The sequence below is a fragment of the Acidovorax sp. SUPP3334 genome, assembly GCF_030159055.1.
Classification (GTDB): Bacteria; Pseudomonadota; Gammaproteobacteria; order Burkholderiales; family Burkholderiaceae_C; genus Paracidovorax.
In genome coordinates this window covers 145205-160699 of the sequence record NZ_BQXQ01000006.1, presented here as the reverse complement: position 1 = coordinate 160699, position 15495 = coordinate 145205, and the positions used below count along the sequence as shown (strand labels likewise).

General features: G+C 67.2%; 9 protein-coding genes. 8 read left to right on the top strand and 1 reads right to left on the bottom strand.

What is annotated here, in order from left to right:
* Positions 1 to 26: 26 nt before the first annotated feature.
* Positions 27 to 1358, top strand: a complete 1332-nt coding sequence (locus AVHM3334_RS05025) for a dicarboxylate/amino acid:cation symporter (protein WP_284410190.1) — start codon at positions 27 to 29, stop codon at positions 1356 to 1358.
* Between the two features lie 64 nt (positions 1359 to 1422).
* On the opposite strand, the gene galE is transcribed toward AVHM3334_RS05025, so the two are convergent.
* Entirely contained in the window at positions 1423 to 2430 is a 1008-nt protein-coding gene (gene galE / locus AVHM3334_RS05020; protein WP_284410189.1) for a UDP-glucose 4-epimerase GalE, read from the bottom strand.
* Between the two features lie 354 nt (positions 2431 to 2784).
* Between galE and AVHM3334_RS05015 the strand changes: the two genes are divergently transcribed.
* The 7 genes from AVHM3334_RS05015 to pelG are packed head-to-tail and all read left to right on the top strand — an operon-like array spanning position 2785 to position 15489.
* A complete protein-coding gene (locus AVHM3334_RS05015; protein ID WP_284410188.1) occupies positions 2785 to 5631 on the top strand; it encodes a bifunctional glycoside hydrolase/polysaccharide deacetylase family protein in 2847 nt (948 codons plus the stop codon).
* Positions 5591 to 9604 (top strand): tetratricopeptide repeat protein, encoded by a 4014-nt coding sequence (locus tag AVHM3334_RS05010; protein WP_284410187.1) that lies wholly within the window; start codon positions 5591 to 5593, stop codon positions 9602 to 9604. Before AVHM3334_RS05015 ends, AVHM3334_RS05010 begins: the two co-directional genes overlap by 41 nt.
* Before the next feature lie 23 nt (positions 9605 to 9627).
* Entirely contained in the window at positions 9628 to 10179 is a 552-nt protein-coding gene (locus AVHM3334_RS05005; protein WP_284410185.1) for a penicillin-binding protein activator LpoB, read from the top strand.
* Positions 10180 to 10183: 4 nt separating this feature from the next.
* Positions 10184 to 11581: a PelD GGDEF domain-containing protein gene (locus tag AVHM3334_RS05000; protein WP_284410184.1), complete on the top strand. Its 1398-nt coding sequence runs from the start codon at positions 10184 to 10186 to the stop codon at positions 11579 to 11581.
* Positions 11574 to 12587, top strand: coding sequence for a tetratricopeptide repeat protein (locus AVHM3334_RS04995; protein ID WP_284410183.1), 1014 nt, complete (start codon positions 11574 to 11576; stop codon positions 12585 to 12587). Before AVHM3334_RS05000 ends, AVHM3334_RS04995 begins: the two co-directional genes overlap by 8 nt.
* Positions 12584 to 14116 (top strand): GT4 family glycosyltransferase PelF, encoded by a 1533-nt coding sequence (gene pelF / locus AVHM3334_RS04990; RefSeq protein ID WP_284410182.1) that lies wholly within the window; start codon positions 12584 to 12586, stop codon positions 14114 to 14116. The genes AVHM3334_RS04995 and pelF overlap by 4 nt, the downstream gene beginning before the upstream one ends.
* On the top strand, positions 14116 to 15489 hold the full coding sequence (gene pelG / locus AVHM3334_RS04985; protein WP_284410181.1) for an exopolysaccharide Pel transporter PelG: 1374 nt from the start codon (positions 14116 to 14118) through the stop codon (positions 15487 to 15489). The genes pelF and pelG overlap by 1 nt, the downstream gene beginning before the upstream one ends.
* Positions 15490 to 15495 lie beyond the last annotated feature (6 nt).

Sequence of the window (15495 nt, the reverse complement as noted above, 5' to 3'; positions counted from 1 at the left end):
GACGCCCCGGCAGCGCCCATTCACCCATGCAATCCCAAAAGAGAAAGCTCCCGCCCGCGGTCGGCATCATCATCGCCATGGTGCTGGGCATCGTGATCGGCCATTTGATTCACGCCAACGTGCTGGAGCCGCAAGAGGCGGCGCGCATCGCGGGCTACATCTCCATCGGGTCGGACGTGTTCCTGCGCCTCATCAAGATGCTGATCGCGCCGCTGGTCTTCTCAACGCTGGTGGTGGGCATCGCCCACATGGGCGATGCCGCGTCGGTGGGCCGGGTCTTCGCCAAGGCCATGGGCTGGTTCCTGACGGCGTCGCTCGTGTCGCTGCTGCTGGGCCTGGTGCTGGCGAACGTGCTGCAGCCAGGCGCCAACATGGGGCTGGCGCTGCCGGACGCTTCGCAGTCCGCGCAGCTGGCGACCTCCAAATTCACCCTCAAGGATTTCGTGAATCACCTGGTGCCGCGCTCGTTCGTGGAGGCCATGGCCAACAACGAGATCCTGCAGATCGTGGTGTTCTCGATGTTCTTCGGCGTGGCCCTGGCCGCGCTGGGCGAGAAGGCCCGCACCCTGGTGCGCGGCATCGAGGAGCTGTCGCACGTGATGCTGAAGATCACCGGCTACGTGATGAAGTTCGCCCCGGTGGCCGTGCTGGCCGCCATGGCGGCCACGGTGGCGGTGAACGGGCTGGGCATCTTGCTCAAGTTCGCGGTGTTCATGGGCGACTTCTACCTGGCGCTGATCATTCTGTGGAGCGTGCTGGTCCTGGCCGGCTACCTGGCCCTGGGCAGGCGCATCGTGGTGCTGCTGCGCAACATCCGCGAGGCGTTCCTGCTGTCGTTCGCCACGGCCAGTTCCGAGGCCGCCTACCCCAAGCTGCTGGACGCGCTCGACCGGTTCGGCGTGAAGCGCCGCATTTCCAGCTTCGTGATGCCGATGGGCTATTCGTTCAACCTCGACGGCTCGATGATTTACTGCACCTTCGCCACGCTGTTCATCGCGCAGGCCTACGGCATTCACCTGCCGCTGGAGACGCAGGTCACCATGCTGCTCATCCTGATGCTGACCTCCAAGGGCATGGCGGGCGTGCCGCGCGCCTCGCTGGTGGTGATCGCCGCCACCCTCAACCACTTCGACATTCCCGAAGCGGGACTGCTGCTGATCCTGGGCGTGGACACGTTCCTCGACATGGGCCGCTCGGCGACCAATGCCGTGGGCAACTCGATCGCCGCCGCCGTGGTGGCCAAGTGGGAAGGCGCGCTGCTGTCCGAGGAAGAAGCCGCCGTGCATGCCGCCACGCTGGATACCGAGCCCGACGCAACTCCGCACAGCGGCGCGGCCGGTGCGCAGAATCCCGCCTGATTCAGGCCAGCCCGCGCTCGGTACCCCGGCAGCACTTCGGCGGCCACCCAGCCGCCGCCTGGGATCAGAGCGAGCGCGCCGCGCCGTCCTGCCACCGCCAGGCGTCGGCGCACATGCGGTCCAGCCCGTGGCGGGCTTTCCAGCCCAGAAGGCGCTCGGCCAGCGCCGGGTCGGCCCAGCACTGGGCGACGTCGCCAGGGCGGCGCGCCACCACGCGGTAGGGCACCGGCCGTCCGCTCGCCGTCTCGAAGCCGCGCACCATTTCCAGCACCGACACGGGCCGGCCCGTGCCCAGGTTCACGGTGAGCAGGCCGGGGTGCTCGCGCAGGTAGCGCAGCGCGGCCACGTGGCCGTCGGCCAGGTCGCACACGTGGATGTAGTCGCGCACGCCGGTGCCATCGGGCGTGGGGTAGTCGTCGCCGTACACGCTCAGGCTCTCGCGCAGGCCGACAGCGACCTGTGCCACGTAGGGCAACAAGTTGTTGGGCACGTCTTGCGGGTCCTCGCCGATCAGCCCGCTTTCATGGGCCCCCACGGGGTTGAAATAGCGCAGCCGGGCAATGCGCCACTGGCCGGGCTCGGCCGTGTCCACGTCGGCCAGCACCTGCTCCATCATGAGCTTGGTCCAGCCGTAGGGATTGGTCGCCGACAGCGGAAAGTCCTCGCGGATCGGCACCGAGGCGGGCTCGCCATACACCGTGGCCGAGGACGAAAACACCAGCGACCGGACACCCGCCGCCTGCATCGCCCGCAGCAGCACGACCGTGCCGGAGACGTTGTTGTCGTAGTAGTCGAGCGGCTTGCGCACCGACTCGCCCACCGCCTTGAGTGCCGCGAAATGCACCACCGCTTCGATGGGGTGCTCCGCGAACACCCGGGCCAGCAGCGCTTCGTCGCGGATGTCGCCTTCCACGCAGCGGGGAGCCGCACCCGTGATGCGGGCCATGCGTTCCAGAACCGAGCGCCGGCTGTTGCAGAAGTTATCGAGGATGAGATAGGGAATGCCGGCTGCTGCCAGCGCCACGCATGTGTGGGAGCCGATGAATCCGGCGCCGCCTGTGACAAGGATCACGAAATTTCTCCTTTTTGAAACCGAATGGCCTGCCGCTGCGTACCCCTCCCGTGCGCAGCGCGGGATAGGCCCTGCTCCGAACAGGGAGTTACGAAACCCGTCACCAAGCTGAGAGCCATCAAATTTAAACCTTTGGCGGTCTGGAAGGTGAAACGTGGGAATATGAAACTATTGTGTCGATTGTTTTTATTAATAAGAGGGTGCAGCCATCTCCCCTTTCCATGCCAATGTGTCTATAAGTAGCGAAGTCTTCAAGGAAGAGCCATTGCTTCCGCGAACGCAGACCCGAGTGATCCGAATGAGATCACCTGCGAACGAACCGTTTTCATCGACCGATTTCCAACACTCGACGCCGTGCAATCCAAGTTACGCCTGTTGTTTTTGAGCCTATTTCTGGCATTGCCTGCCTGGGGGGCGCCGGCGCCCGCCGTGGCGTTGCATTACGGCCTGTCGGCACCGCTTTCGGAATTGAAGGTGTTCGACATGGTGGTGGTCGAACCCGGCCATGGGCAGGACCCGGTCGCCTACCGCAAAAGCGGCAGCGAGCTGTATGGGTACGTGTCGGTGGCTGAGGTGCAGGCCTCGCGGCCGTACTACCAGGACATTCCCGCCGCGTGGAAGCTGGCACGCAACGGCGCCTGGAATTCAGAGGTGATCGACCAGACGCCGGCGGACTGGCCCGAGTTCTTCGCGACACGGGTGGTCGGGCCGCTGTGGGAAAGCGGCTACCGCGGATTCTTCCTGGACACGCTCGATTCCTACCGCCTCGCCAATCAGTTCGACGAGGCGGCGCAGCAGGCGGGCATCGTCCGCGTGATCGAACTGCTGCACCAGCGTTTTCCTGGCATCAAGCTCATCCTGAACCGGGGTTTCGAGATCGTGCCCCGGGTCAAGGACAAGATCCAGATGGTCGCGGCCGAGTCGCTCTACCAGGGCTGGAACGCCGGCGCCCAGCGCTATGAGCCCGTCAAGGCGGAAGACCGCGAATGGCTGCTGGGCCAGTTGCGCACGATCCGCGAGCGCGATGGCCTGCCGGTGCTGGCCATCGACTACGTGCCACCGGCCGACCGTGAACTCACCCGCGCCACGGCGCAGAAGATCAAGGACCTGGGCTTCATCCCTTGGGTGACGGACAGCCAGGTGCATACCGTCGGCATCGGCAGCATCGAGGTCGTGCCTCGGCGGGTGCTGGTGGTGTATTACGGCGGCGAGAGCCCGGCGCTGAACTACGCTGCGGCCCACCGCTTCCTGCAGATGCCGCTCAACCATATGGGCTACGTGGTGGACTATGCCGACGTGCGCAACGAACTGCCCGCCGGCGTGTACCAGGACCGCTATGCGGGCATCGTGACGTGGTTTTCCGGCTTCCTGCCCGAAACCCGCACCAAAGCCATGAACCAGTGGCTTCAGGCCCGGCTGGCGGAGAACACGCCCTTGGCCGTGTTCGGCAATTTCGGCTTCGCACTGGACCGCCAGCTCAATGAAAAGCTCGGCATCCAGGGCAATGCGGCCCCTCCCCGCGGCACGCAGAAATCCGTGGTCCAGGACCCGATGATGGGCTTTGAAATGGCGGTGGAACCCGCCGCCCGCGCCCAGTTCGAGCGTGTGATGCGCAACGGCGTGCCGGTGCAGGCGGGGCGTTCCCTGGTCGAGTACAAGGACCAGCGCGGGCAGTCCTTCATCGGCGGCTCGATCATGCCCTGGGGCGGCTTCGTGATGGACCCCTTCGTGGTGGTGGAGGTGCCGGGCACCGACTACGCGCGGTGGGTGGTCGACCCCTTCGCCTTTCTCACGCAGGCCCTGCGCCTGCCCCCCATTCCCGTGCCGGACGTGACCACCGAGAACGGCCGACGGCTGATGTTCTCGCATGTGGACGGCGATGGCTTTCCGTCCCTGGCAGAACTGCCGGGCAGCCCCAATGCAGGCCTGGTGCTGCTCAAGGAAATTTTCGAAAAATACCGCACCGTGCCGCAGACCATGTCCGTGATCGAGGCCGAGATCGCGCCGCACGGCCTGCACCCCGAGATGAGCAAGGAGCTGGAGGACATCGCGCGGCGCATGTTCCGCCTGCCCCATGTCGAGCTCGCCAGCCACACCTACTCGCACCCCTTCCTGTGGGACCGCAGCGTGCGCCACGGCGTGTTCGGCGACAACTCCGAAGCCGCCATGAGCCTGGACGTACCCGGCTACACCATGGACCTGAAGCGCGAGATCGTGGGATCGACCGAGTACATCAACTCCCGGCTGGCGCCGCCGGACAAGAAGGTCAAGATCCTGCTGTGGTCGGGCGACACCGCGCCCGGCGCCGACGCGCTGGAGATCACCGAGCGCGCGGGCCTGCTCAACATGAACGGGGGCGACACCTCCATCACGCGCACCAACCCCTCGCTCACGGCGGTGGGGGCGCATGGCATCCAGAAGAACGGCTACCTGCAGGTGTACGCCCCCATCACCAACGAGAACATCTACACCAACCTGTGGCGAGGCCCCTATTACGGCTACGAGCAGGTGCTGCAGAGCTTCGAGATGACGGAAACGCCGCGCCGCATCAAGCCCGTGGACATCTACTACCACGTGTACTCCACCACCAAGCGCGCCGGGCTCAACGTGCTGCGCAAGGTGTATGACTGGGCGGTGGCCCAGCCGCTGCACCCGGTGTTCGCCTCGGAATTCATCCTCAAGGTGCGCGACTTCCATACCTACGCGCTGGCGCGCGACGGTGCGGGCTGGCGCGTGCGTGGCGACGGCGACCTGCGCACCCTGCGCCTGCCGCCCGCTCTGGGCACGCCGCTGGTGCAGGCCAGCCAGGGCGTTGCTGGCTACCGGGGCGGCGCGGAAGGCACCTATGTGCATCTGACGGGTGGCACGGCATGGGTGCAGACGCGCGGAGACACCGGCACCGCAAGCAACGCCAGCGCGGCGGCACCTGCCGCCGCGGCCCCCAATGGCCCGTACCTGTTCGATGCCAATGGCCGCATCGGCGACTGGAAGGTGGGCGACCAGGGCGCGCGCACCGAGTTCACCTTGAAAGCCCACGCCCCGCTGGCATTCAGCGTGGCTGCGGCGGGCAATTGCCAGGTGCGCGCCAACCAGAAACTGCTCACTCCCACGCGGGCGGCCGCTCCAGCCGGCCCGGACGTCCAACAATTCCGGATCGCCGATGCTGCTGCGCAAATCCAGCTCCAGTGCCCAGCCCGCTGAGCGCCCCGTTCTGGCGCCTTCCTGGCTGATCGCCCTGCTGGCGAGCATGGTCGGCGGGGGGCTGTGGCTGCTGTATCCCCGGCAGGATCTGGAACGGCGGCTGTCAGAGACCACCGACACCGCTTTGTCGGTGGCCTACCTCACCAATCTGCTGCGCAGCGATCCCGACAATCCGCGCCTTCGCCTGCTGCTGGCGCAGCGCCAGATCGCCGTGGGCGAGATGGCGGACGCACGGGCCACGCTGCAGCCTGCGCTGGACTCCGCCGATCCGCAACTGCACCGCGACGCGCTGTGGAGCCTGTGGGACCTGTCGTATGCCGAGTACCAGCGCACGCCCGAGAAGGAAACCGAGCGCCGCAAATCGCTGCGCGAAGGGCTCCAGCGCCAGTTGAAGGTTCTGGCACAGGAGACGTGGCCCGCCGACCGGCAACTGATGCTGGCACGCCGCGCCGCCGAAATGGAAGACCGGGCCACCGGCGTCGCCATGAGCCGCCAGTTGGCCCAGGAGGCCAGCGACCCGCGCGAAGCGGCAAGGCTCTACGAACGCGCGGCCAAGGAAGCGCTGGGCACGGGCGACTACTTCGGCAGCGCCGAGCTGTACCTGCTGGCGCGCCAGGTCACGCCCGACCCGCAGCAGGCCAAGGCCTTCTACCTGGCGGCGGTGCGCACACTGCAATCGGGCAACCAGGCGGTGGCCGCGCTGGCGCTGGCCGAGCGCGAGATCGGCCCCTTGGCCGACGATCCGCAAACGCTGCTGATGATCACCAACCTGGCCCGCGCCGCCGGCAAGCCGGCCGTGGCCGACCGCTATGTGCGGCGCCTGCTGCGCATTTCGCTCGGCAACCAGATGAGCGGCCCGGCCAGCGCCCTTGCGCAGGCCGACGCCGAGACGGCCGCCATGCTGCCCGTGGGCGCCCTGCTGCGTCCATTGGGCCGCGCCTCGCATCCCGCCGTCCCCCAACGCAGCTACGACGATGGTGCCCATTGGCTGGTGCCCCCGTGGCTGCGGATGCAGGCGCCGCACCCGGCGCTGGCCGGCCCGTGGCGCGTGCAGCGCATGGCGGGGCAGTCCGCAGCACTGGCAGCGGACAGCCCCCCTGCAGCGCGGCCCGCGCCGCGCAACGTGCCCGCCCCCGGCCTGCCTTTCGACGACAAGATCTACACGCTGGGCTACGAAGTCTTTCTGGAAAACCGCAAGCTGGACGACGCCTGGGCCCTGGCCAATGCCGCCGTGCAGCAGCAGCCGCAGGACCTGGCCTGGCGCGAACGGCTGGCCCAGGTGTCCGAATGGACGCAGCGCCCCACGCCCGCCCTGGAAAACTGGCTGTTCATCGCGCGGCAGACCCAAAAAGAAACCGCCTGGCAGGCCGTGCTGCGCCTGGCACCCGGGCAGTTCGACGACGGCGCTCTGGTGCAGGCGCTGAGCCACCAGTTGCGCAGCCGCCCCGATGACTTCGCGCTGGTCCGCGCGTTGGTGGACGCCTATGAGCGCATCGGCGAGCCCCAGCCGGCCATCGACTATCTGAAAGACCATGCCAAGAGCCCGCAGGCGGTGGAACTGCTGGCCAATCTGGCCGAGCGCGCCGGGCAGCCCACCCTCGCGCTCGATAACTGGCGCAGGCTGCTGAGCGACAAGGCGCAGGTCACCCCCACCCGGGCGATGCGCGCGGCAGTGCTCGCACTCACCCACGGCCGGCCCGACGAAGGCCTGAAATGGCTGGAGACGGCGCAGCAGCAGCAATTGCCACCGCAGGACATGGAGACCGACTTCTGGCGGCTCACGGGCCAGTTGGCCGAAAGCCGCGAACGCAACGACCTGGCCGTGCAGGCCTACCGGCGCTTGGTGGAAACGAAGGGCACCGATGTGTCGGACTTCGATGCCCTGGTGCGGCTGCTCATCACCGACCAGCCGCTGGAGGCCGCCCGCGTGTCGGTGCTCGCGTGGCAGCGGTTTGACGAGCCACGCTATCTGGTCGAAGCCTTGTCGCTGTACTCTTCCCGCAGCCGGTGGGAGGCTTTCGGGCCGCTGCTGGCCCAACTGGACCCCGCTCCGCAAGCCGCCAAGCGATCTCTCGCCCGCTTGTGGCAATTGCCCGAATTCCTGCGGCTGGCCGGCACCTACTACCAGAACACCGGCAACCTGCCCGAGGCGCGCCGGCACTTCGAAGCCGGCCTGCGCTTGAGCCCCGATTCATCGGAGATGCGCCAGGCGCTGATGTGGCTGTTCATCGACAGCAACGACGCCGTCTCGCTGCGCACGCTGCTGGCCACGCAGGAACGCAGCTGGGCACGCGACAGCGATATGCACGACGCGCTGGCGGCGGCGTACCAGGCCCTGTCGCTGCCGCAGGTGGCGCTGGACCGCTACCTGACCCCGCACCTGAAGGAGCACCAGGACGATTTCCTGTGGCTCATGAACTATGCCGACGCGCTGGACCAGAACCAGCAGTCCGACCGCTCATGGCGCCTGCGCCGCGAGTTGCTGGCGCGCGAATGGAAGTCGGTGCGAAAGGGCGATGGCGGCGCGCTTCTCACGCCTGCGCAGGCCCGCAAGCGCTGGCTGACCGAAGAAGGCATCGACCAGACCCGGCGCATCGCCCGCACCCGCCTGTTCCTCACGCAAAAGCCGGGCGACCCCTCGGTGGACGTGCTGCGCGAACTGCTGCGCCTGGACCGCGATGCCCAGGGCAACATGTCCAACGCCGCGGCCGAAACGGCCATCGGCTGGCTGCAGGATGCCGGCGAATACACGGCCGAGCGAGGCTTTCTCTGGCACCAGTACGCACGCAGCCGCGGCGTGCGCAGCAACCGCCCGCTGTGGGCGGAGATCACGGTGGCGCTGGCCGAAGACGACAAGTCGGCCACTGGCCAACTGCTGCAGGAGTTCGACGAACGCCTGCCCCGCTACGACCGCGTGAACGCAGCGCGCGCCGTGGATGACATCCGCCTTGCGCAGACCGCCGCGTTCGACGCACAGCAGGACCAGCACGACGACCAGCCGCTGCACCTGCAGCTCACCGAAAGCCTGCTGGCCTTCAGTGACCACGCGGGCACCAAGCTGCAGTACCAGCAGCTGGGTGGCATGGACGAGAGCGAGTCCGACGCGGTGTTCCACATCGCGATCAGCCCGCGGCTGGCGATGGACGTGAACTTCATCAGCATCCGCCGCCACGCCACCAGCGCGCTGGTGGTACGCAACCCGCCCGACGAACGGGCGCTGGACGTGCAGGTGCGCTGGCGGCATCCGGACGGCGAGACGATGTTCCGCGCCGGCCGCCGCGAGAGCTTCCTGGCCTACACGCCGCTGCAGGTGGAGCACGAGCAGCGCATCGACAACCGGCTGACCCTGCGCATGGAACTGGGCATGCAATTGCCCAGCCAGGAAAGCCTAGCGCTGCGAATCGCCGGCATGAAGGACCGCGCCGGCGCCAGCCTGCGCTACCAGGCCACGCGGCAGGACCAGTTCACCATCGGCTATGCCGACGAGCGCTACACGTTGCAGACCGGCGCCTCGCTGGGCAGCGGCCGGCACACCTCGATCAACTACACGCACACCTACCGGCAAGAAACGCCGCTGCTGGAGTTCGGCGCCTTCTGGTCGCACCACGACTTCACGCGGCGCGACCTCAATACGCTCGCGCCCCGGGACCTGGAAGTGCGCCGCTACGTGCCCGCAAACGCCGGCCCGCTGGGGCAGGACTTCTTCCTGCCCGAGAGCTTCAGCTTCTATGGCCTGCAGGTGTCCACCAACATGCGCTACGAGCAGGAGTACACCCGTGCCCTGCTGCCCTTCGCCACGGCAAGCCGCACCTGGCACAGCGTGCTCGGCCCGGGCTACGAACTGCGCCTGGGCATGGCCGGCAGCGTGCTCGGCGCGGACCACCTGGGCCTGAGCTGGGGCGTGGGCAAATCGGGCCTGCAACTGCAGGGCCTCACGCGCAGCCTGCTGTTCACCTACCGTCTCCATTTCTGATGTCGTCTCCAAAGGAATCCACCATGCAACACCACCGCACCCTGCTGCAACGCCTGCAAGTCCTCGCCGCCGGCGGCGCCCTGCTGCTGCTGGCCGCCTGTTCCACCATCGACCGCGGAGAGCCGCCGGCGCTGGAGCGCAACGCCACCTGGGTGGTGCTGCCCTTCGCCAACCACACCGAGACGCCGCTGGCCGGCAACCGCGCCGAAGCCATCGCCCAGGCGCTGCTGCATGCACGCGGCGTGGGCCGCATCCAGCGCTACCCCACCAGCACGCAGCAGGAAGCGCTGTTCGATGCGGGCGATGCCAAGCGCCAGCAGGAGGTACTGGCCTGGGCACGGGAGCAGCAGGCCAAGTACGCCCTGACCGGCGCCGTGGACGAGTGGCGCTACAAGGTCGGAGTAGATGGCGAGCCGGCTGCGGGCGTGACGCTGCAGATCATCGACGTGGCCTCGGGCGACACCATCTGGAGCGGCACGGGCGGCAAGAGCGGCTGGAGCCGCGAGGCGCTCTCCGGCGTGGCGCAGAAGCTGATCCGCGATCTGCTGGATTCCGGCCTGGCCCGAGCCCGCTGAAGCCATGGTGTCAGAGACGACCTCGTCGGCTGAACGGCGGCGCAACGTCGGCGCGGCCGCGCCCGAGCCGGCTGCCACGCCGAGCGTTCGGCACATTCCCGCCAACCTGCTGGGCAAGCTGGCCGACACCGACACGCGCCCCGCGATCATGCTGGGCGAAACGCTGCTGCTGCCGATCATCGCGCTGGCGCTCGGCCTGGCGCTGGAGCCCGACGATCCGCTGTGGACCCAGGCGGAATTTCCCTGGGCATGGCTCGCACCGACGATCGTCGCGCTGCGCTACGGTCCCCTGGCCGGTCTGGGCGGCGCGTGCGTGCTGCTGGCAGGCTGGTTGGCGATCAACTTCGGCCACTACGATGCCTTCCCGCAGATCTACTTCCTGGGCGGCCTCATTCTGGTGATGCTGGTGGGCGAGTTCTCCAGCCTGTGGCAGGCCCGCACCCGCCGCGCCGAGAACGTGCAGCTGTACCTCGACCAGCGCCTGGAACACCTCGTGCGCCAGTACTACCTGCTGCGCCTGTCGCACGACCGCCTGGAGCAGGAACTGATCGGCCGGCCCATGTCGATGCGCGATGCACTGTCCACGCTGCAGGCGCTGGGCGGGGCGCAGGACGATGCGGCACAGGGCGCGCAGACCCTGCTGCGGCTCTTAGCCCAGTACTGCCAGCTGGAATCGGCGGCGCTCTACGCCGCGACCGAAGACAGCATCGAGGCCCGGGCCATCGCGCGCATCGGCAGCGGTACGGAACTCGATCCGCGCGATCCGCTGGTGCAGCAGGCCCTGGAGACGCGCAAGCTCTGCCACGTGAGCCAGATGCTGGCCGACCAGCAGCAAACGCGCTATCTGGCCGCGGCGCCCCTGCTCGACCTCGGGGGCGAGATCTACGGGCTGCTCGTCATCGAGGACATGCCGTTCTTCTCGCTGCAAGCCGAAAACCTGCAAACGATCAACCTGCTGCTGGGCTACTACACCGACGGCCTGGCCATGCAGACGGTGGCGGCGCCGATCCTGAAAGAGTTGCCCGACTGCCCGGCCAACTTCGCCTTCGAGGCGCAGCGGCTGGCGCACATCCGCGACAGCGCCAAGGTGCCGAGCGTGATCGTGGCGCTCGAATTCCTGCCCCGCGCCATGGAGGCCGGCTTGCCTGGACAGATCGAGCGCCTGAAGCGCGAACTGGACGAAAGCTGGCTCATCACAGGCGCCGAGCGCCAGGTGCTGGCCATGCTGATGCCGCTGGGCGACACGGCCACGGCCGAGGGCTACATCAACCGGCTGGAAACCTGGTCGGGCCAAAAGACCGGCAAGCCGCTGGCCGAGTCCGGCGTGTTCCCCCACATCATCGCGCTGAACGGCGAGACCCTCACCGTGCTCAAGCGCTTGAACGGGATGGCCCATGCTTAACCTCAAGTTCGGCATCTCCGCGCTGCTGCTGGAGATCGGCGCGTGGACCGGGCCCGCGCTGCTGGAAGGCCGCACCGATGCGGCCCTGTCGAGCTATCTGCTCGTGCATGCCGGCGCCTGCCTGATGCTGTCGCTGTTTCTGCTGCCTTTCCTGTCGGGCGACCAGGCCAGGCCCCGCGCCCCGGTTCTGGGCCTGATGGCGGTGTTCAGCTATGCCGTGCCCATCGTGGGCTTCATCGGCGTGATCGCCGCCGTGGTGGTGCTGCGCATCTACCGCAGCCCGGCGTCCCAGGGCGACTTCGAATCGCTGCGCTTGCCCGAATTCGATCGCCACCAGCGCATGCAGGGCAGCTTTCGCCAAGCGGGCCTGCGGTCCTTCCTGGGCAACAGCCAGGCCCCGATGCAGACCCGCATGCGCGCCATGGTGGCGCTGCAGCACGTGTCCGGACGCATCGCTTCGCCCCTGCTGCGCACGGTGCTGAGCGACCCGAGCGAAGACCTGCGCCTGCTGGCTTATGGCATGCTGGACACGCTGGAAAAGCGCATCAACCGCACCATCGACAGCGAACTGGATGCGCTGCGCCAGGCCAAGCTGGAAGAAGGCGACACGCCCGGCCCGCTCACGGTCGAGTCGGCTTTCCGCCTGTCCGACCTTTACTGGGAACTGGTCTATCAAGAACTGGTGCAGGGCGATCTGCGCGACCACGCGGTGAAAGAGTCTCTGCAATACTGCGACCAGGTGCTGGCGCAGCAGCCAGACCATCCGCAATTGAACCTGCGGCGCGGCCGCCTGCTGCACCTGCTCGGCCGGGTGGACGAGGCAGAAGCGGCCTACGCCCTCGCCCGCGATCTGGGCCTGCCAGCCACCCGCGTGCTGCCCTATCAGGCCGAGCTGTGCTTCGAGCGGCGAGACTTCGCACAGACGCGCGAACTCGTGCAGCAGCTCAACCAGTGGAGGGCGCTGCCGCGGCTGCGCCCGATCCTGGATTACTGGAGCGCGCCATGACCGGGCCGAAAGCCAGCGAGGCCGATGTCGCCCTGCTGCTGGAGGGCACGTTCCCTTACGTGAGCGGCGGCGTGTCGAGCTGGATCAACCAGATCATCCGTGCGTACCCGGAATACCGCTTCGCCATCGTCTTCCTGGGCAGCCGGCGCGAGGACTATTCCAAGTTCAAGTACGAATTGCCGCCGAACGTCGTTCACTTCGAGGAGCACTACCTCTACGACCACCTGGGCGTGCGCACGCTGCCCGCCCGGCGCAAGGGCAGCCGCGAGGCGCTGGACATGGTGCACACGCTGGTCGAATCGTTCCGCACGGGCGACCGCACACCACAGACCATGGCCGCGTTCCGTGAGATCACGCGGCAGATGCAGCCGGGCGGCCACCTGCCGCTGGAAGACTTTCTCTACAGCGAACGGGCCTGGGAGATCATCTGCAAGAGCTACAGAGACCATTGCACCGACCCCTCGTTCGTGGACTATTTCTGGACGGTGCGCATCATGTACCAGCCGCTGTGGACGCTGGCGCGCGTGGCCAAGCAGCTCATCCCGGTGCGCGTGGTGCACTGCGCCTCCACGGGGTATGCGGGTTTTCTCGGCGGGCTGATCGAGCAGGCGCGCGGCGTGCCGCTGATCCTGTCGGAGCACGGCATCTACACCAAGGAACGCAAGATCGACCTGTTCAAGAGCGAGTGGATCCGCGACAACCGCAACATCTTCCAGCGCGACCCGACCGAGCTGTCGTACTTTCGCCAGATGTGGATCCAGTTCTTCGAGTGGCTGGGCTACTACTGCTATGCCGCAGCCGACCCGATCATCGCGCTGTACGAGACCAACCGGCTGCGCCAGGTGACCGACGGCGCCGAGGCGTCGCGCACCTTCAACATTCCGAACGGCATCAACCTGGGGCGCTTCGCCCCGCTGCGCGACAAGCGGCCGGCCGAGGTGCCGCCGGTGCTCTGCCTGATCGGCCGCGTGGTGCCCATCAAGGACATCAAGACGTTCATCCGCGCGATGCGCCGGGTCGTCAACCAGTTGCCGCAGGCCGAAGGCTGGATCGCCGGGCCTACCGAGGAAGACCCGGCCTATGCCCAGGAATGCACGAACCTCGTGCGCAGCCTGGGGTTGGAGCAGAACATCCGCTTCCTGGGCTTTCAGCGCGTGGAAGACCTCATGCCGCGCATCGGGCTGGTGATCCTGTCGTCGATCAGCGAGGCGCTGCCGCTGGTGATCCTGGAGGGATACGCCGCGGGCGTGCCCACGGTGTCCACCGACGTGGGCTCGTGCCGGCAGTTGATCGAGGGCCTGGACGATGAGGACAAGGCCCTCGGCGCATCGGGCAAGGTGGTGCCGATCGCCGACCCGCAGCGCCTGGCCGACGCATCGCTGTCGCTGCTGAACGACCCGGCCGCCTGGGAGAGCGCCAGCCGCGCGGCCATTGCGCGGGTGGAGCGCTACTACACCGACACGATGATGTTCGACCGCTACCGCCGCGTGTACGAAACCGCGTTCCAGAAGACGGAGGGCCCCCGCTGATGGCTGGCATCGGATTCGAACTGCGGCGCATGCTGCGCAAGAACACCCTGGTGAGCCTGGTGCAGGCCTATGCCTATGCCGGCGTGATCGGCTCGGGCCCGTGGGTGTTCTCCATCGTGGGCATTCTGCTCATCGGGATTTTCAGCGCCAGCGTCGTGGTGCCCGGTTTTCTGGTCACGCAGTTCCAGACCTCGGTCACCTACATGGTGGCGGGCAGCCTGATCCTCACCGGGCTGGTGCAGTTGGCATTCACGCGCTTCGTGTCCGACCGGCTGTTCGAAAAGCGCAAGGACCTCATCCTGCCCAACCTGCACGGCCTGCTGCTGGTGGTCACGCTGGTGGCGGGGGCCCTGGGCACGCTGGCGCTGTTCACGCTGCTGCCCGATCTGGGGCTCGTGTACCGCATGCTCATGCTGGCAGGCTTCACGCTGATGTGCGACGTGTGGGTGCTGACCGTGCTGCTGTCCGGCATGAAGCGCTACAAGGAGATCGTGGTGCTGTTCGGGCTCGCCTACGCGGTGATCGTGATCGGCTCGCTTTTCATGCGCCCATGGGGGCTGGAGGGGTTGCTGGCCGGCTTCGTGCTGGGCAACTACCTGCTGCTGGCCGGCATGTGGATTCTGGTGGTGCAGGAGTTCAACCCCAAGGGCCGGCTGATCGCGTTCGATTTCGCGCAGCGCAAGTTGCTGTACCCGTCGCTGGTGGCCATCGGGTTCCTGTACAACTTCGGCATCTGGATCGACAAGTTCATGTTCTGGTACTTTCCGCCGACGTCCCAGAACATCATCGGCGGGCTGCGCGCATCGCTCATCTACGACCTGCCGGTGTTCCTGGCCTACCTGTCCATCATTCCGGGCATGGCCGTCTTCCTGGTGCGCATCGAGACCGACTTCGTCGAGTACTACGACAAGTTCTACGACGCGGTGCGCAGCGGCGGCTCGCTCGAATACATCGAGGCCATGCGCGACGAAATGGTCTATTCGATCCAGCAGGGCCTGGGCGAGATCGGCAAGATCCAGACGCTGGCCATCCTGGTCACGTTCGTGGCGGGCCCGGCGGTGCTGGACGTGCTGGGCATCTCGCGGCTGTACCTGCCGCTGCTGCACGTGCAGGTGATCGGTGCGGGGCTGCAGGTGGGGCTCATGGCCATCCTGAACGTGTTCTTCTATTTGGACCAGCGGCGCATCGTGCTGTTGCTGTGCGTGCAGTTCGTGCTGCTGAACATCGCGCTCACCGGTTTCACCCTGTACACCGGCGCCGCCCTGTACGGCTACGGGTTTGCCCTGTCCACCTTGATCACGCTGTGCACCGGCATGTACCTGCTGTCGCGCCAGCTCAACCGGCTGGAGTACGAAACGTTCATGCTGCAGTAGCCTGCG

Bases quoted from the DNA above. Each gene is read 5' to 3' on its own strand.
- AVHM3334_RS05000 (WP_284410184.1), top strand. From the start codon at position 10,184: ATGGTGTCAGAGACGACCTCGTCGGCTGAACGGCGGCGCAACGTCGGC.
- pelG (WP_284410181.1), top strand. From the start codon at position 14,116: ATGGCTGGCATCGGATTCGAACTGCGGCGCATGCTGCGCAAGAACACC.
- pelF (WP_284410182.1), top strand. From the start codon at position 12,584: ATGACCGGGCCGAAAGCCAGCGAGGCCGATGTCGCCCTGCTGCTGGAG.
- AVHM3334_RS05010 (WP_284410187.1), top strand. From the start codon at position 5,591: ATGCTGCTGCGCAAATCCAGCTCCAGTGCCCAGCCCGCTGAGCGCCCC.
- AVHM3334_RS05005 (WP_284410185.1), top strand. From the start codon at position 9,628: ATGCAACACCACCGCACCCTGCTGCAACGCCTGCAAGTCCTCGCCGCC.
- AVHM3334_RS04995 (WP_284410183.1), top strand. From the start codon at position 11,574: ATGCTTAACCTCAAGTTCGGCATCTCCGCGCTGCTGCTGGAGATCGGC.
- AVHM3334_RS05025 (WP_284410190.1), top strand. From the start codon at position 27: ATGCAATCCCAAAAGAGAAAGCTCCCGCCCGCGGTCGGCATCATCATC.